The organism is Glutamicibacter sp. X7 (assembly GCF_054889245.1).
Map to the genome: position 1 here is coordinate 186,041 of NZ_CM142678.1, position 21,011 is coordinate 207,051.

The window sequence follows — 21,011 nt, forward strand, 5'->3', positions numbered from 1 at the left end:
CATAAACCATCGGGCCCTCCCGACGAGTTACTCGTCGGGAGGGCCCGATGGTTTGGGGTGCGTGATCGCTTAGTAGCGTGCTGCCTTGTAGTGCATGTTGTTGACCCAGCTCAGCGGGGTCACCGTAATGCCGGCGTTGGGGTTACGCGCGTGGACTACCTGACCGCCACCGATGTAGATCGCGACGTGGTAGAAGGACGCGCCACCGTTGGAGGTGGAGAACACCAGGTCGCCAGGGCGCAGGTTGTCCAGCGAGACGTACTGCGGGGCAGAGGCAAACTGCTGGCTTGAGGTACGCGGCAAGCTGATGCCCGACTGGGCGAAGGCGCGCTGCGAGAAGCTGGAGCAGTCGAAGTAGTTCGGTCCGTTTGCGCCGAACACATAACCCTTGCTCGGATCATCTGCGGTCTTCAGGGCCCAGGCAATCGCGGCCGAGTAATTGCCGCTACCGGTCGGTACGGTGGTTTCCGGCTCCGGCTTCGGAGTTGGTTTCGGCGTCGGTGCAGGCTTTGGCTTCGGCTTAGGCTTCTCCTCAACCTTTGGCTTCGGCTTTGGTTTAGGCTTCTCTTCGACCTTCGGCTTTGGCTTTTCCTCAACCTTGGGTTTCGGCTTTGGCTCGGCCTTTGGCTTCTCTTCGGCCTTGGGTTCTTCCTTCTTTTCAGCCTTTGGCTTTTCCTCGGCCTTAGGCTCCTGCTTCTTCTCGGCCTTTGGCTTTTCTTCTACCTTCGGCTTCTCTTCGGCCTTAGGCTCTTCCTTCTTTTCAGCCTTTGGCTTTTCTTCAGCCTTGGGCTCTTCTTTCTTCTCTGCCTCTGGCTTTTCCTCCACCACAAGTTCCAGTGGCTTCTCCACCATCAACGGGCGAGCCTCGCCCGGGGTGGCCGGATTCATGACCTTGGGCTCGACAACCTTGGCGCTATTTTCAATCGTCTGCTGCAAGCGCTCTTCGTCGGCCTTCGCCTCGGCCTTGGCCAGCTGTTCTTGGACCTTCTTCTTGTCCTGCTTCTTCAGCTCAGCCAGGTGCCCAACCAGTTCGTCGCGCAACTTCTTCTGCGGTTCGATGGCGGCCTGATAGTCGTTCAGGGTGCGCGTGGCCTCGGCCGACGCGGTGTCGAACGCTGCAGCTGCTTCTTCGGCAGCCTTATTAGCTGCCTCGGCATATTCTTGCCATGCCTTGACGAGTGCTTCTGCTTCGGTGGCGGCGCTGACGGCACGAGCTCGCGAATCGCTCAGCGTGCTCATTGTCGCTGCCTTGTAGAGGACACTGCCCTCGGAGTCGTCTTGAACCAGTGCGGCCAACGCGGATCCACTGGCGCCATTGCGGTACATGTCAGCGGCGATCGCAGCTACGTCGGCACGGCTATTTTCCAGATACTGCTGGGCGAGCTTGATCTGCTCGTTGGCCTTGTCGGCTTCCGCGGCGCGGTAATCACGCTCTTCGGTGGCACTGAGCAGTGACTCCTGCGCTTCAAGGGAGGTCGTCTCCAAGGCCTGAAGTTCGTTTCGGCTTTCGGCCAGTGACTGTTCGATGCGCGCAATCATGGCGTTGGCGGCATCCTTGTCTTGCTTGGCCTGCTCGATCTCGGCGTCGCTCGGCAGCGGCGAACGCTGCGGCTGTACCACTGCGGGTAGCGCGCCGGCCTGAGGGCTTGCGGACGCAGGAAGTGAGCCGGCGAGGCAGGATGCAGTCAGGGCCAGAGTGCATGCGGCGACGCTAAGTGCGTGGCGTTTTGCCATTTCATTCCTCACGAGATCGATAGATGTCAGCCGGAGTCGGTAGTTCTTCGTGACCGAAAGGGCACTCAGATAACAGTTTGGATAAGACTCCAAATATCACACTATGGCAACGATCTACGAATATGCAACACCAATCACATGAGTCACAGCATTAACAATCGTGCGCGGAGCGTCCATGTAGCGCTCTGATTTGCAGGTACGTGTTGCGGTGGGCGTGGTGAGGTGCACTAAGAATTTTTCGTATGCCTAACGGATGCATGGCGCCGACCGTTAATAATCGTGACCTTCGACAGGGCATGGTTACAGTCCGATACCGCGACCCCAAGTTCCCGAGACCGCTTAATACTGTGGCGCTACTCGTGGTGGGACGACCAAAGCTGTGACGTACTTCTCAAAGGAAGTTTTTTGGAAAATTGACCTAACCCCAGCCAAGTTCGTGCAGTTTTTCGTCGTCGATTCCGAAGTGATGAGCCACCTCGTGCATCACCGTGATGGTGATTTCGCGAACCACTTCCTCGCTCGATGCGCAGCTACGCAACGTCGGGTTTTTGAAGATTGTGATGTGGTCGGGCATCGCACCCGCGGCCCAGTCCTGATCGCGTTCGGTTAGCGATATTCCCTCATAAATCCCCAGAATCTCGCCGTTTTCCTGCTCCCCGGGCAGCGGTTCGTATTCGTCCTGCACGAAGAAAACGACGTTGTCCATGATCTCCATGAAGGGCTGCGGGATAGCCTCGATGGCACGTTCAACCAGGGCGTCGAATTCTTCATCGGGCATGCTCAGATCCATGTCCCCAGCCTACGGTTTGCGTGCTGGTGGACGGGTGGTGAAATCGCGGTTTGGCTCGATTTTGCAAACACCAAAATGCCACGTATAGTTATTGAAGTCCGCAGCGGAGTCGAGAGATTCCAAAGCGATCATAGGCCCCCATCGTCTAGCGGCCTAGGACACTGCCCTTTCACGGCAGCGGCACGGGTTCGAATCCCGTTGGGGGTACAAACAATCACTTGTGATTGTCAGGTGGAGAAATCCACTGGCTTGCGAAAGCAAGGCCCTGTAGCGCAGTTGGTTAGCGCGCCGCCCTGTCACGGCGGAGGTCGCGGGTTCAAGTCCCGTCAGGGTCGCTGAATTCACTGGAAACGGTGAGTTAGGTATCCACTGTTTACAGCGGACACCAGGCTCTGTAGCTCAGTTGGTAGAGCGTTCGACTGAAAATCGAAAGGTCACCGGATCGACGCCGGTCGGAGCCACGCAAGCCCTCGGTTCGCCGGGGGTTTTAGTCTGTGGAAGAAGCAATAGTTTCGGAAACATGGCCCTGTAGCGCAGTTGGTTAGCGCGCCGCCCTGTCACGGCGGAGGTCGCGGGTTCAAGTCCCGTCAGGGTCGCCATCGAAAAAACCTCCTTTGGGAGGTTTTTCTCATTTAACTCCAGTTTGAACCCTCGCATCGCTTCGGCCCGGCGGTAGTGTGGAACTGACGTCGCATTAAGCGACTCAGGTCAGCGACGCGGTGGAGGTGCACGTGGAACCCGCAACATCACATCCTCAGGGCCGTGAGGCCATTGGCCAGACACGGCTTACCGAACTCGCGGTGGCCAAGGTGGCTGCCGCGGCGGCGGCCAAAGTGCCCGAGGTATTTGCTTTAGGTCGAGGTGCGACTCGTGCCTTTGACGCGTTGCGCGGGGCCGTGGGCACCGGCGCGGAAAGCCACCACGGGGTGAACGTGGAAATCGGCGCGACCCATGTGGTCATCGACCTGGTGATCGTCGCGCGCTACGGGCGCAATCTGCATGAGATCGCCGACGATGTGCGCGCCGCGGTTTACGAGACGGTTCACGAATTGACCGGGCTGACGGTCGTTGAGGTCAATATTGAGATCGGTGATGTCCACCTAGATGCCGCGGAGGCCACATCATGAAACCAACTCTGATTGGTGCCCTCGTGGGCATCGTGCTTGCCTGGGCTACCTTGCAGTACGGGCTGCTCGGCTTCCTGCTGATGGCCATCTTTATGAGTCTTGGCGCGCTGGTTGGGCGGGCCATGGAGAACCGGGTCGATATGCGGGCGCTGCGCGACGCCCTGCGTGGACGGCGATCCTCGTCATGACGGCTACCGCACGTGCGGGCCACACACGCATAAGCGCCATGGCGTTGACCTCGCTCATTCGGATTGAGACGGCTCGCATCTTCGAAACCACCTTGCGGCAGATCAAAGTCGATCTCGCCGATGACCGCGGACTGCTGAGTATTTCGCTGACCATGCCGATGACCCTGCGCACCGCAGAACAAAGTTTTGCCGAACGCATTGAGGCGCAGCGTGCCGATCTCTCGGAGGCGGTACACCAAGGCACCGGACTCGTCGTAGGACGCGTGGATGTACGGATAACCAAGCTGGAGGTGGGCTAGTCGATGGCGGCAGGGGTGAAAGATCGAATCCTGCGTCGGGAGCTGACCGGCTCACGTAGCGTGTGGGTTGCCTGCTGTACGTTGCTGATCGGACTCGCGGCGGGGTACGTGGCACTTGAGCTGGCGCTCAGCGCACTCAATGCGCCTCCACTGTGGCGCAGTCTCGACAAATGGTGGTTGCTGCTGAGCGACCCGTTGCTCAGCCTAGAGCGTCCCGCGGTACTCGTTACGGGACTGGTCTGTGCCGTACTGGGTGTGGTGTTTATTATCGCGGCCCTGAGCGTGACGCGTCGTCCCAGACTGAACATCGAACTTGACGATGAACAGGGCATGCTGATCGTGGACTATCAGGTGGTTGCCGCAGCCCTCGCAAGGGTGGCCCGTACGGCTGCCGGCGTGGGGCAGGGGCAAGTATGGGTTTCGGTCGGTGCCGATCAGGCGCTGGTGCAGGTTCGCCCGACCTCGGGAATCCCGGTGAACGCCGAACGGGTTGGCCAGGCGTTACGCGATGAACTGCAACGCAATGGTCTAGCCGAGCAGCTTGAGGTGAAGGTCGAGATCAGCACGAATGGGGTGGTTGGCCAGTGACGTTAACTCCTCGTCTTACCAACCGCGTCGTACTTTTCCTCGTCGGCCTGCTACTGCTACTGACCGGGAGCCACTGGGTTGGTGTGTCGCTCTTTCCCGCCTATGCCGAGGCGGCCTCCCACATATTGCATCTGCGATTCTTCGAAAACCTAGATACCCTAGGCGCCACGGCGCTGGGCGTAGGGATGCTCGCGGTGCTGGTGCTGTTTGTCCTGCTCTTGAGTTTGCAGGGCCGCGGAAAGCTGTCCTATTACAGCCGCATTGTGCAGGCCGAGGCTCAGCCACCCGGTGTGGTGGAGGTCAGCGATCAGGCAATTGAGCATGCCATCCGCCAGGGGCTGGCCGACCGCAGCGATGTGGTCAGTGTAGTGGTGACAGCGTGGAAAGGCGCCGAAGAACCGGGGCTGCGGATTCGCGTGCAGCCGCGTAAGGCGGTGGCTCCGGGGCCGCTGGGTCATGAGGTGTTACGCATTGCGCAGCAGGTTCAGCAACGCTTGGGGGTTTCCGGCCCGGTGCTGGTCCATGTGCTGTCCGGCGCTCGCTCGCGTTTTGGCCGCGAAGATCGGCTCCTGTAGCGCGCTAGCGGGCGGCTAGTTGGCCCGTCCCAGGTGGCGCGGGCCGAGCCAGCGGTTACTTAAGCGCCGGTAGGCTGCGGCGGCCATCGTGGGGTCCGCGTCCTCCAGGGCCTGCAGCCCATGGAGTAGGTCGGATGCCGAATCATCGGGCCAGATAATTTCAGCCAGTGAACCGTAGTCCAGCTCGATCACCGATTCATCATCGAAGCTTTCAAGCCAGCTGCCTAAGGCGCCAAGTTCCTCGAAGAGCGGTGCCTGCGGGGCATGCTCCACCATGGTTTCGATTGCCCAGCTCAGTCGTTCCACCGCCTGCGCGAAGGGCACATGGACTCGCACCGTATAGAGGCGATCCTGTTCGTGCACCACTTCGGTGTGGTCGTCCTCGCGGAAGAGGGCAAACCAGCTTAACGGGATGCCCCAGGTGGCGGTGCGCGTGTGCAGGTGGGTGAGATCTGCCGCTAGTCGTTCGGTATCGATCCGTGAGGCGTTGGCCTGGCGCGCGGCCGGCGGCACGAGTAAATCGAAGACCTCGGTGCGTAGCGACTCCTCGACCTGTTCGGCGGCCAGGAGCGTGCGCGCCTGCAACTGCCCCGGGCAGTAGAGGGTGTGGGGGTGCTCGTCGTTGCTCAGCACGTTGAGGGTGCGGAAATACTCGGAGTTGCCGTGAGGGAACGGATCGGTCACCGCGCGAAGGGTTCGTTGCCACAGGGCGCTGGCTTCGAGCCGGTCCCATTCCTCGGCGGTGTGTTGCGGTAGCGCGGCGATTTGTTCGCGTTCTGCGACCGGGAATGCCCGCAGCGGCTCGAAGACGCGCAGATGCGCGGTGGCTGGGAGCAGTTCGAGATGTGCTGCGGGCGAGGTCGGGGGCATCAGCGTCCTAGCTAGCTAGCTCGACAATGACCGGGGCATGGTCCGAGGCACCCTTGCCCTTGCGCTCTTCGCGGTCGATGCTGGCGCCGATCACACGCTCGCTCAGCGTAGGGGAGCATAGAGCGAAGTCGATGCGCATACCTTCGCCGCGAGGGAAGCGCAGTTGGGTGTAATCCCAGTAGGTGAACTGGCCCTCGGTGTGGGGGCGCACCACATCGGTAAAGCCCGCCTCGACGAAGTTCTCGAAGGAGGCACGCTCGGGCGGCGAGACGTGGGTGAACTGGTTGGCGAGGAAGAGGTCGATATCCCAAACGTCTTCGTCGCGTGGGGCGATATTCCAGTCGCCCATCAGTGCGATCTGCGCGGCGGAATCCTGCGTCAGCCACTCGGTGGCGTTGCTGTGCAACTGCTTGAGCCATTCCAACTTGTAACCCATGTGCTCGTCGTCCAGCGCTCGGCCATTGGGTACGTAGAGGCTCCAAATACGCATCCCACCGCAGGTGGCGCCAATGGCGCGAGGTTCCTGAATGGGGTTCTTGCCGCCCTTGCCAAAGGTGGGCTGGTTGGGGAAGGTGCGTTCAACGTCCTGCATGCCAACACGGGAGGCGATGGCCACGCCATTCCACTGGTTGACCCCGAAATGGGCCACCTCGTAGTCGTTGTCTTCGAAAACTTCCCACGGAAAATTCTCGTCCTTGCATTTGGTTTCCTGGATAGCCAGGACATCTACATCGGTGCGGCGTAGCCAGTCTTCCACGCGGTCGGCACGGGCACGCAGCGAGTTCACATTCCAGGTCGCAATCTTCACGTTTTCAACTTATCAAGTTTGGCGTGCTGTGCCACTTCAATTTACTTGGAAGTCCGAGTATATTCGTCACTGAAATGTGGCGACGATCACTCAAGGGGTGGGCTGATGGATGAGGTCCTGATCGAACAACGAGGTCAGTTGGGGTTGATAACGCTCAACCGGCCGCAGGCTCTGAACGCCCTGACCGAGGGAATGTGTCGCGCGATGCTCGAGGCCCTCCTGCGCTGGCGGCGCGATGAGAAGGTGCGGCAAGTGGCCGTCGTCGGGGCCGGGGAGCGCGGACTCTGCGCTGGCGGGGATATTGTCGCGATCTATCGCGATATCAAGCAGGGCGACGGTTCAAGTGAGGCCTTTTGGCGGATCGAGTATCAGCTCAATGCGCTGATCTCGGAATACCCGAAACCCTATGTCGCCCTCATGGATGGGATTGTGCTTGGCGGAGGTATCGGCATTTCGGCCCACGGGAGCCATCGCCTGATTACCGAGCGCAGCCGCTGCGGAATGCCCGAGGCGGGCATTGGTTTCTTCCCCGATGTCGGCGGTACCCACCTGCTGGCCGCGGCCCCACGCGCGGCAGGACGCCTCGCGGCCATGACTGGTTTGAAGTTCTCCGGCCGGGACGTGATCGAACTGGGTTTGGCCGACGCGCAGATCGACAGCGCCCGTATTGGAGAGCTGCTCGTCGCGTTGGAAAGCCAACCTATTGAGCGGGTTTTGGCGGAGTATGAAGTTACCCCGAGCGGCGGAATGTTACGCGAGCGGTGGGTGCGCGCCTTCGCCGAACCCAGCACGGCAGCCATCCTCGGGTCGCTGAGTACCGAAACCAACGAGAACGCGCGGGTGGCCGAAAAGGCCCTGCGCGCGGCCAGCCCTAGTTCCTTGCGGCTCATCGCACGGCTGCTCGACGAAGCCGGGGACGACCTCCGGCTCGACCTGCGCCGCGAATTCAGAGTTGCCGTGCGACGTCTCGACGATCCGGACTTCGCCGAAGGCATCCGCGCCGCGGTCATCGACAAGGACCGGACCCCGCACTGGGTGCGCACCGTCGATGGCATCGGTGCCACCGAGCGCATTGAACGCCATTTTGCGCCCCTACCCGGGGCGGAACTTAATTTCGCGCTAATCGAGCGCGGAGCACTGGAAGGAAGCACGCGATGAACGACAAGCCCGTCATTGGATTTCTCGGCCTGGGTCATATGGGGTTGCCCATGGCCATTAACCTGCATAAGGCCGGATACGTGCTCAAAGCCTTCGACGTAGTCCCCGAAGCGGTGCAGCGCGCAGCGTCCGCAGGGATCGAAACGGTGGCAACGGGCGCTGCGGCGGCTACCGACGTGGACATCGTGCTCACCATGTTCCCCACCGGGCAACATGTGCTCGACGCCTACCGGGAAAGTCTTTTGCCAGCCGCACGCCCCGATACGCTTTTTCTTGAGTGCTCCACCATCGACGTGGCCCAGGCACGTGAGGCCGCCGCGCTGGCGGTGGAAGCGGGGCACCGTAGCGCCGACGCCCCGGTTTCCGGCGGTGTGGTGGGCGCCGAAGCAGGCACTCTGACCTTCATGCTTGGCGCCGACGAGGCCGATCTGGCGCAGATCACCGAGGTCCTTGAGGTGATGGGCAAGCGGATCGTGCACTGTGGCGGTCACGGTGCCGGTCAGGCCGCCAAGGTCTGCAACAACATGCTGCTGGGTATTTCGATGCTCGGGACTGCGGAGGCCTTCGTGCTCGGTGAGCGGCTTGGCCTAAGCCATCAGGCACTCTTTGATGTGATTTCCTCCGCCTCCGGCCAGTGCTGGTCGGTAACCACCAACTGCCCGGTGCCGGGCCCGGTGCCCACCTCGCCGGCAAACCGGGATTATCAGCCGGGTTTTGCGGCGGCCTTGATGGCTAAAGACCTCTCTCTGGCCACCAGCGCACTGGGGCACACCGACACCGATGCGCATCTGGGCACCCTGGCCGCGCAACTGTTCAGCAAGTTCGCGCAAGATCATGCGGGGACCGACTTTTCGGGCATCATCAACGCGGTGCGTGATGGCAGCCTATAGAAAGTCCCCCGAGGAGCGGCGCAGCCGGGCGAGGATCTCGAACAGTTGGCGCGAGTCCTCGGCGCTGAGCTTGCTGTCGGAAAAGAGCTGTTCGTTCAAATCGGCGCGGGCCTGTTCGAGTAGCGTTCGACCGGCCGAGGTGATCTCCAACAGGCGAGTGCGCCCGTCGCTCGGATGGGCCACGCGGCGCACCAGATCTTTCGCCTCGAGGCGGTCCACCGAGTTGGTCAGGCTGGTGGCGTGGACCTGCAGCAGGCGGCTGGCGTGGCTCATGGGAAGCGAGCCGCGTGAGGAGAACCCCAGCAGCGCCAGAACCTCGAAGCGGGCAAAGGAGAGGCCGTGGGGTTTGAGGATTCCCTCGGCGCGTTGCAAGAAGATGGCGGCGCTACGCAACACCGCGGTGATGGCTGCCATGGCATCGGCTTGAGCTTCCCAGCCGTGAGACACCCACTCCTCACGGGCCTGGGCGATCGGATCGCGAGACAGCGGACCATTCATGATGTACCCCTAAATGACGGAACTAGTCCAACAATATACTTGGACATCCAAGGTTTGAAGGAGACCCCAGATGGACCTTTTGGGAATTGCACAACAACTCACCGAGCCCGAACGGGAGCGGCTGGAGAAAGTGCGCGCATTGGTGCAGGATAAAATCCGGGTGCCGGCGATCGAGTATTGGAATCGCGAAGAGTTTCCCGATGAATTGATCGCGGTATTGGGTGCTGCCGGGCTGGGCGGATTGCAGCTCGATGGGTCATCGGCCCTGCTGCGCGGGCTCATTCACGCGGAAATCGCCCGTGCCGACGTATCCCTCTCCTCCGTCGTGGGGATCCACAACGAACTGATTGTCGGCATGATTGACGCACTGGGCTCAGCCGAGCAGAAGCAACGATGGCTGCCGGACCTCTGCGCGTTCAAGGCCTTCGGATCCTTCGCCTTGACCGAGCCGGAGCACGGATCGGATATTGCCGGAGGACTATCCACCCAGGTGCGCCGCGACGGTGATGAGTATGTCATTACCGGTACCAAGCGGTGGATTGGCATGGGAACCCTGGCCGATTTCGTGTTGGTCTGGGCAAAGGACGTGGAATCGGGCGAGGTGGGGGCCTTCTTGGTCGAAACCGACCGGCCCGGTTTCTCGGCGCGCAAGATTGAAAACAAGATCGGGCTGCGGATCATGCAGAATGCGGACATCGAATTGGACCGCGTGCGTATCCCGGTGAAAAACCGACTGCCCGGGGCCACCGGTTTTGCCGCCGCGAATGAATTGCTTATGCAGTCGCGCGCATGGGTCGGCTGGCAGGCGGTCGGCGCCATGATGGCCACCTTGGATATTGCGCGATGCTATGCGACGAAACGGCAACAGTTCGGCAAGCCGTTGGCCTCCTTCCAGCTCGTACAGCAGTCGCTTGCAGAAATCGCCGGCCACCTCACCGCGTGCTTGGCGATGATGGCCCAAGTGGCGGCCAAGCAGGAGCGCGGAAAGCTGGAAATGGTGGATGCGGCCCTTGCGAAGTCCACGGCCACGAGGTTGGCGCGCTCCTCGGTATCGCAGGGACGTGCGTTGCTTGGTGGTAATGGCGTGGTCACCGACGCGGAAATTGCCAAGGTCTTCTGTGACGTGGAGATCTTGCATACCTATGAGGGCACGTACGAGATTAACTCGCTGATCGTCGGGCGTTCGCTCACCGGAGTCAGCGCGTTCGTATAGCCCATCAGCTGTGAATCCCGGTGCGGCACCGTCGGTGTGCACCGGGATTTTCCATGTCGGCGATGACGCAGAAATCAAGCTAAAAAAGTACTTTCCAATCCGGAAAGTACTTGCTAGACTCGAAGAGTCAGGGCGGAAGACGTGGGAAGGTGGATTGTCATGCGAAACTCATTCAATGCTCGGTACGTTCTCGCCGTCGTCTCGGCGGGCGTAGGGTATTTTGCGCTGGCCCTCGCGGCCTACCTCAGCGGGGTGACCAGCCTGTTGTTCATCGGTCTGGGGTTGTTCCTCGCGGTGGTGCTCACCATGAGCACGCTCGCGGGGCTACGTCAGCAACGAGAACGCGCGGAGGTGGCGTCATGAGCGAGGAAAAGCCTCTGGACCCGGAGCAGCAGTTGCGCGCTTTGGGCAAGGCGGAAGCCGAAATGGGTCGCGCGCTTGCCTACGGTTCGCGACTCTTGGGGTGGTACTGCATCGTACTGGGTCTTACCATCGGTGCCTTGGCCGCTATCTTGCAGCTCAACCGACCCGATAAGCATGTTTTCGGGTTCTGGCTGGTGATCACCCTGTACGTCATCGTCATCGTCGTACAGTCCGTCGTATATGGAAAACTTTACCGGTCCCTGCCGCAGGGATATTCAACGCGCTACCGGCGGGCCTTCGTGATGAGCATCGTGTTCTACGCGATCTCCATTGCGCTACTTGGCTTGGAACTTTCGCACTGGGCGCTGTTGGTATTGCTGGGTTTGATCGTAGCCGCCCCGCTATTGATCACCGGCACTAAGATGGTGCGATCATGAACTCGCATGCCAGAGAACGACTGAACGATGACTTCTCCAATCCGGTTCGGCTATCGATCATGGGTTCCTTGCAGACCGCCGATGAAGTGGATTTCAAGACCCTCAAGCTCGCCCTTGGTGTTTCGGATTCGGTGCTCTCACGTCAGCTCAGCGCCCTCGAGGAGCGCGACTACGTCGTGATCCGCAAGGGTTTCGTGGGAAAGCGCCCACGTACCTGGGCCAAGCTCAGTGCCACGGGTCGCACGGCCTTCAACGAACATGTGCAGGCACTTCGTGAGATCACCGGACTTAGCTAAGTGGCCCAGGGCGGCCTGCCGGTCCTGTGCCAAATAGTCGGGAAGGGGAGAATCCCACGGGAACTTTCCCCTTCCCAACATCCTGTGATGGCGCAAGACTGGGGTACGGGTGTTGACCGGTGGTAGCGGGAAAGCCAGAGGTTTCCTTCCGTCGTGCGCCACGGAGTGAGCGGTAGCCGGCCACTAAGTATCGGGCGCGCAAATTTTTTCGCGACAGGATGTCGATCTTGGGGCGGGCCATTCGTCACTCTAATGTCGAGCCACTCGGCCCGACACCGAACCCGTCCACTGCGCAGCTCATATGCGGCGCTCGGTGGCACGAACTAGGAGGAAAGCATGAAGTACGCGCTACTACTTATGGGGCACGTGAACGATCCGGCCTGCGGCGAGGAAGGTGGCGCGAGCCCCGAGGAATTCTTCGCGTTCGACCAGGAAATCACCGCGGCCGGGGTTGTGGTGAGCTCATTCGCACTCGAAGACCCCGACCAAGCGGTCACCGTCGGCAGCAACGCACAGGGGGAGCGGATCGTCTCCTCCGGGCCTTTCGCCGAGGTGCAGGAGTTCGTGGGAGGCGGATACATCATCGACGTGGCCAACATCGACGAAGCGATCCAGTGGGCGCGTAAGAGCCCAGCCTCGGCGGCCGGCGGCCACGTGGAGATCCGGCCCGTGGCACCCTACTAAGCCGATGACGAGTCCCGAAACGGTGCGCCGGGTGCTCGCCGCGATCGACCGCGACGCCCGTGCCCGTATCCTTGCGACATTGGCACGACGTTTTGGCGATCTCGACCTCGCCGAGGACGCAACACAGGACGCCTTCGCCCAGGCGATCACCAGCTGGCCGCACACCGGGGTGCCCGAGTCTCCGGAGGCCTGGTTGAAGACCGCGGCCAAGCGTAAGGCGCTCGATGTGGTGCGGCGCGAAAGCGTTATGGTTCAGAAGCTTGCCAGACTACGTAGTGAGCAGGAGCGAGCGCCCGCCCCGGATCGCCTCGGCGATCCCGCTGACGCCACCGCAGTGCAGGCGGTGCCCGATGAGCGGCTGGCGCTATTTTTCGCCTGCGCGCATCCGGTGATGAGCATCGAGGACCGGGTGGCGCTCACGCTGCGGTTCGTGGCGGGACTAACCACCGCCGAGGTGGCGCACGCGCTACTTGTTCCGGTGACAACCATGCAACAGCGGATCGTACGGGCGAAGAAAAGGATTCGCACGCTCGGCGTTCCGCTTGAGGTGCCGCCACGGGAACAACTTCCGGCACGGCTGGCCGAGGTGCAACGCGTGGTGTATTTGCTGTACGCCGAAGGTTTTGCGCGTTCGGCGGGCGAAGCACATGTGCGCGACGACTTGACCACCGAGGCGATTCGGCTGGCTCGCGTCCTGAGGGCGCTCGTGGGCGGGGAAGCCTGCGCACAGGCCGCATCATCCGAGCTAACCGGCCTGCTGGCATTGTTGCTGCTCACCGAAGCGCGGCGCCCAGCGCGCGTGAATGGATCCGAGGGCCAACCGGTGCCCCTAGCGGCGCAGGACCGTCAGTTATGGAACCGTGAGTTCATCGTGGAGGGGCTGGCGCTGGCCGAGGCGGCCGCCGGGGCTCCGGGTGCCGGACCCTATGCGATTCAGGCGGCGATCGCGGCGGTACACGCGGAAGCCGAATCATTCGCGCAGACCGACTGGAAGCAGATCGCGGTGCTCTATGGGTTGTTGGAAGCCCACGAGCCGGGACCGGTTGTTCGGCTCGGCCGTGCGGTGGCGTTGGGGCGGGCCCACGGCCCGGCGGTGGGCCGGCGGCTACTCGACTCGTTGGCCGGTGACCCGGCGTTAGCGCGCTTCCGCCCTTTCCACATTGCCCGAGCCGTGACGCTCGAAGAACTGGCTGACTATCCAGGGGCGGTCGCCGCTTATCGTCGAGCGCTCGCGATCCCCGGCAACGAGGCCGAGGACGGCTACCTCGCCGCGGCGCTGGATGGCATCTTGGGGGGACTGCGCGGATAGTCGGCGGTGCTGCTGCCTAGCCCGTTAACGCACGTGGGCCCCGGATTGCTCCGGGGCCCGCGTGGTAGAACTTCTAGTCGCGCCACCACGTGTCGGCCGGCATGGGTGGGACCGCACGCTTGTGGCGGGTGGTGAGGAAGCGGCGCTCGATGGACTCGGCCACAGCCTCAGGCACCTCGCGACCCTCGAGGTAGTCGTCGATCTGCGCATAGCTGAGCCCGAGCTCGTCCTCATCGGCACGCTGCGGGGTGCCGTCGAGCAGATCCGCGGTGGGCTGCTTTTCCCAGAGCGGTTGCGGGGCGCCCAACTCGCGTAGCAGCTGTTGATTCTGGCGCTTATTCAGGCCACCGAGGGGCAGCAGGTCGGCGCCGCCGTCACCAAATTTGGTAAAGAATCCGGTCACGGATTCGGCTGCATGGTCGGTGCCGATCACCAGCATGCCGCGGTCCCCGGCGATAGCATATTGCGTCACCATGCGCATCCGGGCCTTGGCGTTCCCGCGCGTGAAATCGCTCAGCCGGGGGTGGCCAGCCTCCTCCAAAGCCTGATCGAGGGCTTGCACGGGGCCGGCGATGTTGACCTCGAACAGCTCATCGGCGTCGATGAACCGCAAGGCGGCGGCGGCATCGTCGGCGTCGTGCTGCACGCCGTGCGGCAAGCGCACCGCGATGAAGCGTGCCTCGGTGCCCTCGGCACGCAATTCTTCGGCCGCGAGCTGGGCCAGCCGCCCGGCCAACGTCGAATCGATACCGCCGGAGATCCCCAACACAAAGCCCTTGGCGTGGCTGGCCTTGAGGTAATCCTTGAGGAATCCCACGCGGCGGGCCACCTCGGCGGCCGGGTCGATGCCGGGCTGCACGCCCAGTTCGCTGATGATCTGTGCCTGTAGTTCGCGCATAGCACCATCCTAGGGGTAGCGACCGGGCCGCGCCGACGAGGTTACTGCTGTTCGGACTGCGGGTCTTCCCAGCCGAGGTTCTTGGCCATCTGTTCCAGCGAAGCCAACGTGGTGGTGTACTGCTCGGCGCTTAAGCCCTCGCTGCACCGGTTGCGGATGGATTCCACCAGTTCACTCAGCTTGGTAAAGGAGGTGTGTCCTCGCTCGGTGATCGAGTACATCTCCCCGTCAAAGGTGATCCATCCGGATTCGGCCAGTTCTGCGACATGTTCCTTAACGCTCGGTGGTTCGTCGGCAGACACGAAGAAGGGTGCCAGCGCCTCGATCAGCTCCTTTTCTGCGGCCGGTCGCTGCTCGAGCAAATTCAGCAACTGCCACTGCCGACGCGTCACGCCGTGCTCTTCAAGCGTTGCTGCAAAGTGCTCGTCAATCAGCGAATCTACTAATTTCAACCAGAATCCCAAAGGGCGAGTCACGTTCATGGCATCAGCGTAACTGGGATGGCGATTAGAATCGAGGGTATGAGCAAATCGATCGCCCGCGAGCGTCTGAAAGAACTTATCCAGGAACTTGCCATCGTCCGTGGCAAGGTCACTCTGTCCTCCGGCAAGGAGGCCGACTACTACATCGACCTGCGTCGCGTCACCCTGCACCACGAGGCTGCACCCCTCGTCGGCGAGGTCATGTTGGAGATGCTCGACGCTGCCGAGCTCGACTTCACTAACGTGGGCGGTCTGACCATGGGCGCCGACCCGGTGGGCACCGCCATCATGCACACCGCCCGCAATGCCGGTCGTGCGATCGATGCCTTCGTGGTCCGTAAGGCGCAGAAGTCCTATGGCATGGGCCGTCAGGTCGAGGGGCCGAGCGTCGAGGGTAAGAACGTGATCGTTCTTGAGGACACCTCCACCACGGGTGGGTCGGCGCTCACCGCCGTCGAGGGCGTGCGCAAGGCCGGCGGCAACGTCGTGGCCGTCGCCGTGATTGTTGACCGCGACACCGGCGCCAAGGAACGCATCGAGGACGAGGCCGGGGTCCCGTACCTCTTCGCCTACGGCAAGGATGAGCTGGGCCTGTAAACCCACCAACCGAATATGCCTTCAAGGCGCGGCTGCCAGCGCGGTTTCACCGCATCGGCGGCCGCGCCTTGCCATATGTATTTCGCGTTGAGCTGCGGTGGGCCAACCAGCCTGGGCTAGGCTCACACTGGTAGGTCCAGTACTAGGCGCCGGTTGCACGGCTAGGAATAGGAGCACCATGTCTGTACGCAGGAAACCCGGATATGACACGCTCGTTTATTTCTGGTGCGCGGTCGGCCTAGCCTTTGTCGGCGCGATTTTGCAGGGCATCGATGCTGCTTCCCGGGTGCATGCTTCGGGGTCGATGAATTACCTGCTGATTACCCCGATGAATATCGGCGCGTGGGGTTGCTACCTCTTGTCCTCGGTATTCTTCCTCGTCGTTGCGCATAAGGTGATCGCCATGTTGGTCTACCTCGTGCACCACAGGCCCTCGTCGTCGCAGGAGCATTAACGCACGCTATGCGTTGGCCACGACTCGGTAACCCAGGGGCTGGCCGGGTCCTCCAGTAACCACTGGGTGCCGGAGACGTAGCCTTTGGTGCCGCGTACGCCACTGGCTCGCAGTCCTGCGAGGTAGGAGGTGGCGTAGTCCTGCCAAGATCCATACACCGCCACTGCCACGGCTCCCACCCGATCGGAGGCCGCTTGGGCTTCGGCCAGCGGTAGGAGACCGGTACTGGCTGACCAACGGATCAAATTCGCCAAGCGCGCTATATCGAAGACCGTCGCATCCCGGTCGCCGGTCAGCCCGGGAGGGGTCTGGGCGATCGCAGCGAGCAGATCCGCTACAGCGTCCTCGGGCGCGCCGGCGTGCAGAAGCCGAGTTTTGAGTGCCGTTGCATCCTCCTCTCGCAGGTCGGACACATCCACTGCGCCGCGGGCGAGCAGGATCTGCACGTATTCTGCGACCTTCGCCACCGCATGTTTCGGGGTGCGCACACCCCAGTCGCGTGCCAACGACTGCCGGGTGACATTCGGCGCCACCGCCGCGGCATAGCCAAACCAGGTTTGCTCCGCTGAGGCCGAACGGCGAGCCCCACGCGTAGCGGTCCACTCCACCCGGGTGTAAGGGGCCGCTAGGGCGCAACTAAAGCGCCGCCACGGATTCTGTGGTGCCTCGACGGAAGCATGTCCTGGGCCCTGGGTGAAGAGTCGGGTTCGTTGCTTGCGAATCGTCAGGGACCGGCCGATGGCAACAATGCCAAAGATGATCACGGCGGCGAAGAGCAGGATGACGAAGGTCGTTGAGGAACTATCCATAACTGCCTTGTATTAGGTGGGGGAGATCGGACCAAGCATGGCTGCGCGGGGTTGAAATCACGTCAGTGAGTGGTCAGTGACAAATGACGCATGCAGTCACTTCGAGCTTCGGTACCGTTTTCATTGACGGTAGCCTCGTGAAACGTGGCCGGTGCTACTTGTTGCCGTGAAGCGTTCCGGGTTCGATTGAGGGTGAGCCAGATATCCCGGATACCCTAAAGCCATTATGGCGAACTCGAAGTACCCCCTCCAGGCACTACGCGAGCGAGCGACCAGACTGTGCATCGAGGCCCGGAAAGATCCCGAGGCCCGTACCGGAGCAATCGCCAGGATCGCGGAGCAGACCAACGTGCATAAAGAGGCGTTGTGATCCTGGGTGAAGAAGGCCGAAGAACATGACCTACCGGTCGACCCGGAAGACAGCGCGGCGCGGATCCGGCAGCTGGAAAAAGAAAACCGTGAAATGCGCCGGTCCAACGAGACCTTGAATTCCGCGGCGGCTTTTTTCGCAGCGGAGTTCGACCGCCCACAAAAGTGATCGTACTGTTTCTTCGACGAGCACAAGCATCGGTGGGGTATCGAACCGATTTGCCGGATTCTCAGCGACGAGTTCGGCCTGAAGATCGCCTCGCAAACTAACTACGCCTTCATCAAGTGCGCCCCGTCCGCTCGAGCGCTGCGTGATGCGGCGTTGAAAGAAGAAATCTTGACCATTCACTCTCACCCGCGCCGGAGGGTCTACGGGATCCGGAAGATCCACGCACACCTGAACCGCGCCGATCACCGCAGAACCGAGGGCACTCCGGTGGCCCGGTGCACCGTTGAACGGCTCTGCAAAGAGCTCGGAAACCGCGGCACCGTGCGCGTCAAATACCACCGGACCACGCGGCCGGCCCCGGAGACCGGCAGGCCGATGGACTTGGTGGACCGCGACTTCACCGCCCCGGCCCCCGACCGGCTCTGGGTCGCGGATCTGACCTATGTGAAAACCGCCTCCGGCTGAGTGTATGTCGCGTTCGTCCTGGACGCGTTCTCCCTGATGATTGTGGGTTGGCAGGCTTCGACGCGCATGTATACCGATCTCGCGTTGGACGCGCTGCGCATGGGTCTGCATCGGCGCGGTCAACAAGGCGCTGATCTGGGATCTGTAACCCACCGTAGCGATCGCGGAGTGCAATATCGGGCCATCCGGTATGCCGAGGCGCTGGAACAGACCGGCGCTGTCATGTCCAAAGACGATTCCCTGTTAACCGGCTAATGCCATGACAACGCCATGGCCGAAGCGTTGAACAGTCTCTATAAGGCCGAGCTGATCCGCCTCGACGGGCCTTGGGAAGGACACCACGACGGCGAGCGGGCCACGGCCGCGTGGGCGCACTGGTTGAACACTGACAGGCTCGACAGCATGCTCGGCTACCGCACGCCGGCCGAGGTCAAGACGGCGTTCAACGCCAGCATACGCAACCAAGCGTTAGCGGCATAGAAAATTCGCCCGCTGACCCTCAGCAAAGCCCGGGACTTGAAATAGCTTAAATATGCCATGACTTTGTCAGCTAATCAGGCGTACACTGATATTGGAGGGCTCCCCTACCGATATATACCGTTTCCGGGGTTCTTCACCGGCGTATGACTTTTGTGCCGTCTCCTTCTGAGAGACGACGTTCAGATTAAAGCAACAGTGTTGAACCGGTTGCAATCAAACCAGAGAACAATTTTTCTACTGGGCTCTCAAGAACAGTGCGATGCACGCTTCATTCTATGTATAGAGATAGTTATCCCATGAGAATTCCATCAAACTTGTTCAACCACCTGCCACGAATTCGTGGCTTGGTATGTTCAGACTGCTCCGTCTTATCCGCAACGATCCACGTCAGGACCTAGCGAAAAGGATGATGATTCGTCGAAGCTGCATGGTATGAGACCCCCCGAAATTTATACATCCGATCGCTTCGTGAAGACGCGGCAGTTAGCTCGGAAGGAGCAGTGTCAACGTCATGCAAAAGCCCGAACGTTGCCCGCTATGCCTCAGGAAATCTGTGGTGGAAACGGAAACCCGTCGCTACCAAGACGATGAAAATCAACTACGTCGCTGGGACAACGACGGAGGCCACGACGAAGGAATGCATCAAGACGTAGAAGTGACGATGCGAGAAGTGTTGTGGACCTGCACTTTCTGTGGCTGGCACCGCGTAGCTTACAGCGCTCAAGAACCTCATCTTGGCCCCGAGTCAAATCCTAACTAATCCTCCCACAACCTTCAGCTCCGTACCCAGTCAATGCAACTGATCTTGGAGCATCCTATTCTCAAGACGAGAGATGATGACCAATGGAACATCAATCACAACGTGTCCCAACAAATCACGACCCTCTAACCGTGGGCGACGTACTGGCGGATTCGCTGCCTGGAACCCTCTTCACGGAGCATGCACCCGAAAAATATATGGTTGCAGCAGTGTTTAATCGCCGCCCTGAACCAGATGAAATTCGAAATATCCTCAGTTCCGAGGTTCAGGAACAACTTGCGTCATCTGGCTACGCTGACATCAAACTCAGTATCTCTAACCGACGGTTAGAGATATCAAATACCTCTCTCGAAGAGCTACGTGACGGGTTAGCCTTTGCAATTGCCTGCGCGCTCGCCCAACAAAGCGAGAAGTTCCAGCATCACCAAGACATGACCGAAACTCAATTTCGTAAAGACATCGACGCAGAAACACAGCGATCGCAGTCAGTACAAAAACTAGCGAAGTCGATTTCCTTCGGGTCTTCGATCTAATCAGAATTCATCCAGTCAAACCACCTGAACAAGAGCACATACCCTAAACACCAAGTACCTCGTGATCTCTAAGGAGCCGGCATCCATCATGAAGAAGCCTTCCGTTCCATCATCTGAAGCACGAAAACCATCCACGCCGAATTTGAACCAACCATCCACAATGCACTCGCACGCAAAGCCCTTTGACGCCCACGAAATCTATGAGTCGACGACGTCCCCCAATACAACTGGAACGCCACAATATAAGGACAAAGCGTCTCGCACTGCGGTTGTATGGGCGGCCCTGATCGTCGGATTACTTCTTCTAGTTCTGCTCATCATTTTCATTGCTCAGAACCAGGCTGCTGTCACGCTTGAATATTTCGGTTGGAACGGTTCTGCTGGCCTAGGCCTGACCATGTTTATTTCCGCTGTTGCCGGTGGATTGTTGGTCGCTGCTGTGGCCGTTGCCCGGATCCTGCAGCTCCGATCCATTATCTCGGCACAGCGCAAGGAACTTAATCACCAGTGAGCGTCAAGTGGTTGTTGTTGTTAGGGCCATGCACTTTTGAGTTCTATGGTTCGTTGCGGAAATGGTGAAAACTGTAAATCAGCGTGCCCAAAGCGATTATCCCAGAACCCATGAGGGTTAAGCCTGTGCCCCACCCTCCGAACAGCCACCATTGAGAATCAATTGTCCACCATGTGGGTACGGGCGTTCCGATGCCCCACCACGTGCCTATTCCAAGAAGGAGACAAGCAAAGAGCGTACTAAGTAAGATTCTGGGCCAAGTCTTGACACTCAGACGAGCTAGACCCATAGCTTTTCGCTTAATCGGTCGCAAGAGCCTTTTGGCCCATTTATAGCGCACGGACAATAGTGCCACTCCTCCGGCAGTAAGCAACAGCCCAGGGCCCGGAAGAATCAATGCAGCAAGACCAGTGAGAACGAGAAGCCAGCCAGCGGCTTCAACACCGCGGAATTTCAGCCATTGGGTCGCTCTCCGATTCCACTCTTTCATTAGTTACGTTTGCTCCCGTCTGGCATATTGAGTCCGAGTTCGTTGGGTTAGATCTAACTTAGGCCTACATCGACGAACACCAAACTGGTAGGAACAATTCACGGCGAACGCGCATTTTACACTGTCTATCGCCTCAGCACCGCTAATCCATGTGAAAACACCCCAAC

The 21,011-nt window shown here is 60.5% G+C and carries 30 protein-coding genes and 4 tRNA genes; 25 read left to right on the forward strand and 9 right to left on the reverse strand.

Translation table 11 applies throughout. The features are described from left to right. Window positions 1-69 precede the first annotated feature (69 nt). Together ACYU0X_RS00960 and ACYU0X_RS00965 are read right to left on the reverse strand one after the other, a co-directional pair. Complete coding sequence (locus tag ACYU0X_RS00960) at window positions 70-1,734, reverse strand: C40 family peptidase (protein ID WP_461901837.1); 1,665 nt, start codon at window positions 1,732-1,734, stop codon at window positions 70-72. A gap of 418 nt (window positions 1,735-2,152) precedes the next feature. After that, window positions 2,153-2,524 carry a metallopeptidase family protein gene (locus ACYU0X_RS00965; RefSeq protein ID WP_309410156.1) on the reverse strand — a complete coding sequence of 124 codons (372 nt, stop codon included), beginning with the start codon at window positions 2,522-2,524 and terminating at the stop codon, window positions 2,153-2,155. Window positions 2,525-2,658: 134 nt separating this feature from the next. On the opposite strand from ACYU0X_RS00965, the gene ACYU0X_RS00970 reads away from it, so the two are divergent. From ACYU0X_RS00970 to ACYU0X_RS01010, 9 genes are all read left to right on the forward strand, one after another. Further along, window positions 2,659-2,731, forward strand: a tRNA-Glu gene (locus ACYU0X_RS00970). 54 nt (window positions 2,732-2,785) lie between these two features. Continuing rightward, window positions 2,786-2,859 (forward strand) — tRNA-Asp (locus ACYU0X_RS00975). A gap of 53 nt (window positions 2,860-2,912) precedes the next feature. After that, window positions 2,913-2,985, forward strand: a tRNA-Phe gene (locus ACYU0X_RS00980). Window positions 2,986-3,046: 61 nt separating this feature from the next. Next, window positions 3,047-3,123 (forward strand) — tRNA-Asp (locus ACYU0X_RS00985). A 132-nt stretch (window positions 3,124-3,255) separates the two neighbouring features. Next, window positions 3,256-3,651, forward strand: a complete 396-nt coding sequence (locus tag ACYU0X_RS00990) for an Asp23/Gls24 family envelope stress response protein (RefSeq protein ID WP_418908101.1) — start codon at window positions 3,256-3,258, stop codon at window positions 3,649-3,651. Next, window positions 3,648-3,839, forward strand: a complete 192-nt coding sequence (locus tag ACYU0X_RS00995; RefSeq protein WP_309410154.1) for a DUF2273 domain-containing protein — start codon at window positions 3,648-3,650, stop codon at window positions 3,837-3,839. The genes ACYU0X_RS00990 and ACYU0X_RS00995 overlap by 4 nt, the downstream gene beginning before the upstream one ends. Continuing rightward, window positions 3,836-4,138, forward strand: coding sequence for a hypothetical protein (locus tag ACYU0X_RS01000; protein ID WP_418908102.1), 303 nt, complete (start codon window positions 3,836-3,838; stop codon window positions 4,136-4,138). Before ACYU0X_RS00995 ends, ACYU0X_RS01000 begins: the two co-directional genes overlap by 4 nt. Window positions 4,139-4,153: 15 nt before the next feature. Further along, complete coding sequence (locus ACYU0X_RS01005; RefSeq protein WP_418908103.1) at window positions 4,154-4,726, forward strand: hypothetical protein; 573 nt, start codon at window positions 4,154-4,156, stop codon at window positions 4,724-4,726. Further along, complete coding sequence (locus ACYU0X_RS01010) at window positions 4,723-5,301, forward strand: hypothetical protein (RefSeq protein ID WP_461901838.1); 579 nt, start codon at window positions 4,723-4,725, stop codon at window positions 5,299-5,301. Before ACYU0X_RS01005 ends, ACYU0X_RS01010 begins: the two co-directional genes overlap by 4 nt. 15 nt (window positions 5,302-5,316) lie before the next feature. Here ACYU0X_RS01010 and ACYU0X_RS01015 read toward each other — a convergent pair whose 3' ends face one another. Both ACYU0X_RS01015 and ACYU0X_RS01020 read right to left on the reverse strand, forming a co-directional pair. Further along, window positions 5,317-6,171 carry a hypothetical protein gene (locus ACYU0X_RS01015; protein ID WP_461901839.1) on the reverse strand — a complete coding sequence of 285 codons (855 nt, stop codon included), beginning with the start codon at window positions 6,169-6,171 and terminating at the stop codon, window positions 5,317-5,319. 7 nt (window positions 6,172-6,178) lie between these two features. Then, entirely contained in the window at window positions 6,179-6,979 is an 801-nt protein-coding gene (locus tag ACYU0X_RS01020; protein WP_461901840.1) for an exodeoxyribonuclease III, read from the reverse strand. Window positions 6,980-7,084: 105 nt separating this feature from the next. Between ACYU0X_RS01020 and ACYU0X_RS01025 the strand changes: the two genes are divergently transcribed. Then, a complete protein-coding gene (locus tag ACYU0X_RS01025; RefSeq protein WP_461901841.1) occupies window positions 7,085-8,137 on the forward strand; it encodes a 3-hydroxyisobutyryl-CoA hydrolase in 1,053 nt (350 codons plus the stop codon). Then, window positions 8,134-9,027, forward strand: a complete 894-nt coding sequence (mmsB, locus tag ACYU0X_RS01030; RefSeq protein ID WP_461901842.1) for a 3-hydroxyisobutyrate dehydrogenase — start codon at window positions 8,134-8,136, stop codon at window positions 9,025-9,027. The genes ACYU0X_RS01025 and mmsB overlap by 4 nt, the downstream gene beginning before the upstream one ends. Here the strand turns inward: mmsB and ACYU0X_RS01035 are convergent. Further along, window positions 9,022-9,525: a MarR family winged helix-turn-helix transcriptional regulator gene (locus ACYU0X_RS01035; protein ID WP_309410146.1), complete on the reverse strand. Its 504-nt coding sequence runs from the start codon at window positions 9,523-9,525 to the stop codon at window positions 9,022-9,024. The two genes, mmsB and ACYU0X_RS01035, sit on opposite strands and share 6 nt — an antisense overlap. Window positions 9,526-9,595: 70 nt before the next feature. Between ACYU0X_RS01035 and ACYU0X_RS01040 the strand changes: the two genes are divergently transcribed. The 6 genes from ACYU0X_RS01040 (at window position 9,596) to ACYU0X_RS01065 (ending at window position 13,827) form a co-directional block, all read left to right on the forward strand. Then, window positions 9,596-10,738, forward strand: a complete 1,143-nt coding sequence (locus ACYU0X_RS01040; protein ID WP_461901843.1) for an acyl-CoA dehydrogenase family protein — start codon at window positions 9,596-9,598, stop codon at window positions 10,736-10,738. Window positions 10,739-10,897: 159 nt separating this feature from the next. Next, a complete protein-coding gene (locus ACYU0X_RS01045) occupies window positions 10,898-11,101 on the forward strand; it encodes a hypothetical protein (protein WP_309410144.1) in 204 nt (67 codons plus the stop codon). Then, complete coding sequence (locus tag ACYU0X_RS01050; RefSeq protein WP_309410143.1) at window positions 11,098-11,538, forward strand: hypothetical protein; 441 nt, start codon at window positions 11,098-11,100, stop codon at window positions 11,536-11,538. Before ACYU0X_RS01045 ends, ACYU0X_RS01050 begins: the two co-directional genes overlap by 4 nt. Then, entirely contained in the window at window positions 11,535-11,834 is a 300-nt protein-coding gene (locus ACYU0X_RS01055; protein ID WP_309410142.1) for a winged helix-turn-helix domain-containing protein, read from the forward strand. Before ACYU0X_RS01050 ends, ACYU0X_RS01055 begins: the two co-directional genes overlap by 4 nt. Window positions 11,835-12,170: 336 nt before the next feature. Continuing rightward, a complete protein-coding gene (locus ACYU0X_RS01060) occupies window positions 12,171-12,518 on the forward strand; it encodes a YciI family protein (protein WP_309410141.1) in 348 nt (115 codons plus the stop codon). A 4-nt stretch (window positions 12,519-12,522) separates the two neighbouring features. Further along, the gene (locus tag ACYU0X_RS01065) at window positions 12,523-13,827 is read left to right on the forward strand and encodes an RNA polymerase sigma factor (protein ID WP_461901844.1); all 1,305 of its coding nucleotides are present in this window, start codon (window positions 12,523-12,525) and stop codon (window positions 13,825-13,827) included. Between the two features lie 73 nt (window positions 13,828-13,900). Here the strand turns inward: ACYU0X_RS01065 and nadE are convergent, their stop codons facing one another. Beyond that, window positions 13,901-14,725 (reverse strand): ammonia-dependent NAD(+) synthetase, encoded by an 825-nt coding sequence (gene nadE, locus ACYU0X_RS01070; RefSeq protein ID WP_309410139.1) that lies wholly within the window; start codon window positions 14,723-14,725, stop codon window positions 13,901-13,903. Between the two features lie 41 nt (window positions 14,726-14,766). After that, complete coding sequence (locus ACYU0X_RS01075) at window positions 14,767-15,207, reverse strand: MarR family winged helix-turn-helix transcriptional regulator (protein ID WP_418908115.1); 441 nt, start codon at window positions 15,205-15,207, stop codon at window positions 14,767-14,769. A 39-nt stretch (window positions 15,208-15,246) separates the two neighbouring features. Between ACYU0X_RS01075 and pyrE the strand changes: the two genes are divergently transcribed. Beyond that, the gene (pyrE, locus tag ACYU0X_RS01080; RefSeq protein ID WP_418908116.1) at window positions 15,247-15,804 is read left to right on the forward strand and encodes an orotate phosphoribosyltransferase; all 558 of its coding nucleotides are present in this window, start codon (window positions 15,247-15,249) and stop codon (window positions 15,802-15,804) included. Window positions 15,805-15,982: 178 nt separating this feature from the next. Then, on the forward strand, window positions 15,983-16,258 hold the full coding sequence (locus ACYU0X_RS01085; protein WP_309410136.1) for a hypothetical protein: 276 nt from the start codon (window positions 15,983-15,985) through the stop codon (window positions 16,256-16,258). On the opposite strand, the gene ACYU0X_RS01090 is transcribed toward ACYU0X_RS01085, so the two are convergent. After that, window positions 16,255-17,067: a DUF1266 domain-containing protein gene (locus ACYU0X_RS01090; RefSeq protein WP_461901845.1), complete on the reverse strand. Its 813-nt coding sequence runs from the start codon at window positions 17,065-17,067 to the stop codon at window positions 16,255-16,257. The genes ACYU0X_RS01085 and ACYU0X_RS01090 overlap by 4 nt on opposite strands. Before the next feature lie 376 nt (window positions 17,068-17,443). Here ACYU0X_RS01090 and ACYU0X_RS01095 point away from each other — a divergent pair, with 376 nt between their 5' ends. From ACYU0X_RS01095 to ACYU0X_RS01120, 6 genes are all read left to right on the forward strand, one after another. Continuing rightward, window positions 17,444-17,605, forward strand: a complete 162-nt coding sequence (locus ACYU0X_RS01095; protein ID WP_418908118.1) for a hypothetical protein — start codon at window positions 17,444-17,446, stop codon at window positions 17,603-17,605. A 153-nt stretch (window positions 17,606-17,758) separates the two neighbouring features. Beyond that, window positions 17,759-18,070, forward strand: a complete 312-nt coding sequence (locus ACYU0X_RS01100; protein ID WP_461901846.1) for an IS3 family transposase — start codon at window positions 17,759-17,761, stop codon at window positions 18,068-18,070. Beyond that, on the forward strand, window positions 18,071-18,325 hold the full coding sequence (locus tag ACYU0X_RS01105) for a DDE-type integrase/transposase/recombinase (RefSeq protein WP_418908120.1): 255 nt from the start codon (window positions 18,071-18,073) through the stop codon (window positions 18,323-18,325). 15 nt (window positions 18,326-18,340) lie between these two features. Continuing rightward, a complete protein-coding gene (locus ACYU0X_RS01110) occupies window positions 18,341-18,550 on the forward strand; it encodes a hypothetical protein (RefSeq protein WP_418908121.1) in 210 nt (69 codons plus the stop codon). Between the two features lie 891 nt (window positions 18,551-19,441). Then, window positions 19,442-19,843 carry a hypothetical protein gene (locus ACYU0X_RS01115; RefSeq protein ID WP_418908122.1) on the forward strand — a complete coding sequence of 134 codons (402 nt, stop codon included), beginning with the start codon at window positions 19,442-19,444 and terminating at the stop codon, window positions 19,841-19,843. 88 nt (window positions 19,844-19,931) lie between these two features. Then, the gene (locus tag ACYU0X_RS01120; protein WP_418908123.1) at window positions 19,932-20,354 is read left to right on the forward strand and encodes a LapA family protein; all 423 of its coding nucleotides are present in this window, start codon (window positions 19,932-19,934) and stop codon (window positions 20,352-20,354) included. A 43-nt stretch (window positions 20,355-20,397) separates the two neighbouring features. Here ACYU0X_RS01120 and ACYU0X_RS01125 read toward each other — a convergent pair whose 3' ends face one another. Continuing rightward, window positions 20,398-20,844, reverse strand: coding sequence for a PGPGW domain-containing protein (locus tag ACYU0X_RS01125; RefSeq protein WP_418908124.1), 447 nt, complete (start codon window positions 20,842-20,844; stop codon window positions 20,398-20,400). Window positions 20,845-21,011 lie beyond the last annotated feature (167 nt).

Excerpts from the sequence above, each read along its gene's own strand:
- ACYU0X_RS00960 (WP_461901837.1), bottom strand. The coding sequence starts at position 1,734 with ATGGCAAAACGCCACGCACTTAGCGTCGCCGCATGCACTCTGGCCCTG.
- ACYU0X_RS00965 (WP_309410156.1), bottom strand. The coding sequence starts at position 2,524 with ATGGATCTGAGCATGCCCGATGAAGAATTCGACGCCCTGGTTGAACGT.
- ACYU0X_RS00995 (WP_309410154.1), top strand. The coding sequence starts at position 3,648 with ATGAAACCAACTCTGATTGGTGCCCTCGTGGGCATCGTGCTTGCCTGG.
- ACYU0X_RS01000 (WP_418908102.1), top strand. The coding sequence starts at position 3,836 with ATGACGGCTACCGCACGTGCGGGCCACACACGCATAAGCGCCATGGCG.
- ACYU0X_RS01015 (WP_461901839.1), bottom strand. The coding sequence starts at position 6,171 with ATGCCCCCGACCTCGCCCGCAGCACATCTCGAACTGCTCCCAGCCACC.
- ACYU0X_RS01025 (WP_461901841.1), top strand. The coding sequence starts at position 7,085 with ATGGATGAGGTCCTGATCGAACAACGAGGTCAGTTGGGGTTGATAACG.
- mmsB (WP_461901842.1), top strand. The coding sequence starts at position 8,134 with ATGAACGACAAGCCCGTCATTGGATTTCTCGGCCTGGGTCATATGGGG.
- ACYU0X_RS01035 (WP_309410146.1), bottom strand. The coding sequence starts at position 9,525 with ATGAATGGTCCGCTGTCTCGCGATCCGATCGCCCAGGCCCGTGAGGAG.
- ACYU0X_RS01040 (WP_461901843.1), top strand. The coding sequence starts at position 9,596 with ATGGACCTTTTGGGAATTGCACAACAACTCACCGAGCCCGAACGGGAG.
- ACYU0X_RS01045 (WP_309410144.1), top strand. The coding sequence starts at position 10,898 with ATGCGAAACTCATTCAATGCTCGGTACGTTCTCGCCGTCGTCTCGGCG.
- ACYU0X_RS01050 (WP_309410143.1), top strand. The coding sequence starts at position 11,098 with ATGAGCGAGGAAAAGCCTCTGGACCCGGAGCAGCAGTTGCGCGCTTTG.
- ACYU0X_RS01055 (WP_309410142.1), top strand. The coding sequence starts at position 11,535 with ATGAACTCGCATGCCAGAGAACGACTGAACGATGACTTCTCCAATCCG.
- ACYU0X_RS01060 (WP_309410141.1), top strand. The coding sequence starts at position 12,171 with ATGAAGTACGCGCTACTACTTATGGGGCACGTGAACGATCCGGCCTGC.
- ACYU0X_RS01065 (WP_461901844.1), top strand. The coding sequence starts at position 12,523 with ATGACGAGTCCCGAAACGGTGCGCCGGGTGCTCGCCGCGATCGACCGC.
- nadE (WP_309410139.1), bottom strand. The coding sequence starts at position 14,725 with ATGCGCGAACTACAGGCACAGATCATCAGCGAACTGGGCGTGCAGCCC.
- ACYU0X_RS01075 (WP_418908115.1), bottom strand. The coding sequence starts at position 15,207 with ATGAACGTGACTCGCCCTTTGGGATTCTGGTTGAAATTAGTAGATTCG.
- pyrE (WP_418908116.1), top strand. The coding sequence starts at position 15,247 with ATGAGCAAATCGATCGCCCGCGAGCGTCTGAAAGAACTTATCCAGGAA.
- ACYU0X_RS01085 (WP_309410136.1), top strand. The coding sequence starts at position 15,983 with ATGTCTGTACGCAGGAAACCCGGATATGACACGCTCGTTTATTTCTGG.
- ACYU0X_RS01090 (WP_461901845.1), bottom strand. The coding sequence starts at position 17,067 with ATGGATAGTTCCTCAACGACCTTCGTCATCCTGCTCTTCGCCGCCGTG.
- ACYU0X_RS01110 (WP_418908121.1), top strand. The coding sequence starts at position 18,341 with ATGGCCGAAGCGTTGAACAGTCTCTATAAGGCCGAGCTGATCCGCCTC.
- ACYU0X_RS01120 (WP_418908123.1), top strand. The coding sequence starts at position 19,932 with ATGAAGAAGCCTTCCGTTCCATCATCTGAAGCACGAAAACCATCCACG.
- ACYU0X_RS01125 (WP_418908124.1), bottom strand. The coding sequence starts at position 20,844 with ATGAAAGAGTGGAATCGGAGAGCGACCCAATGGCTGAAATTCCGCGGT.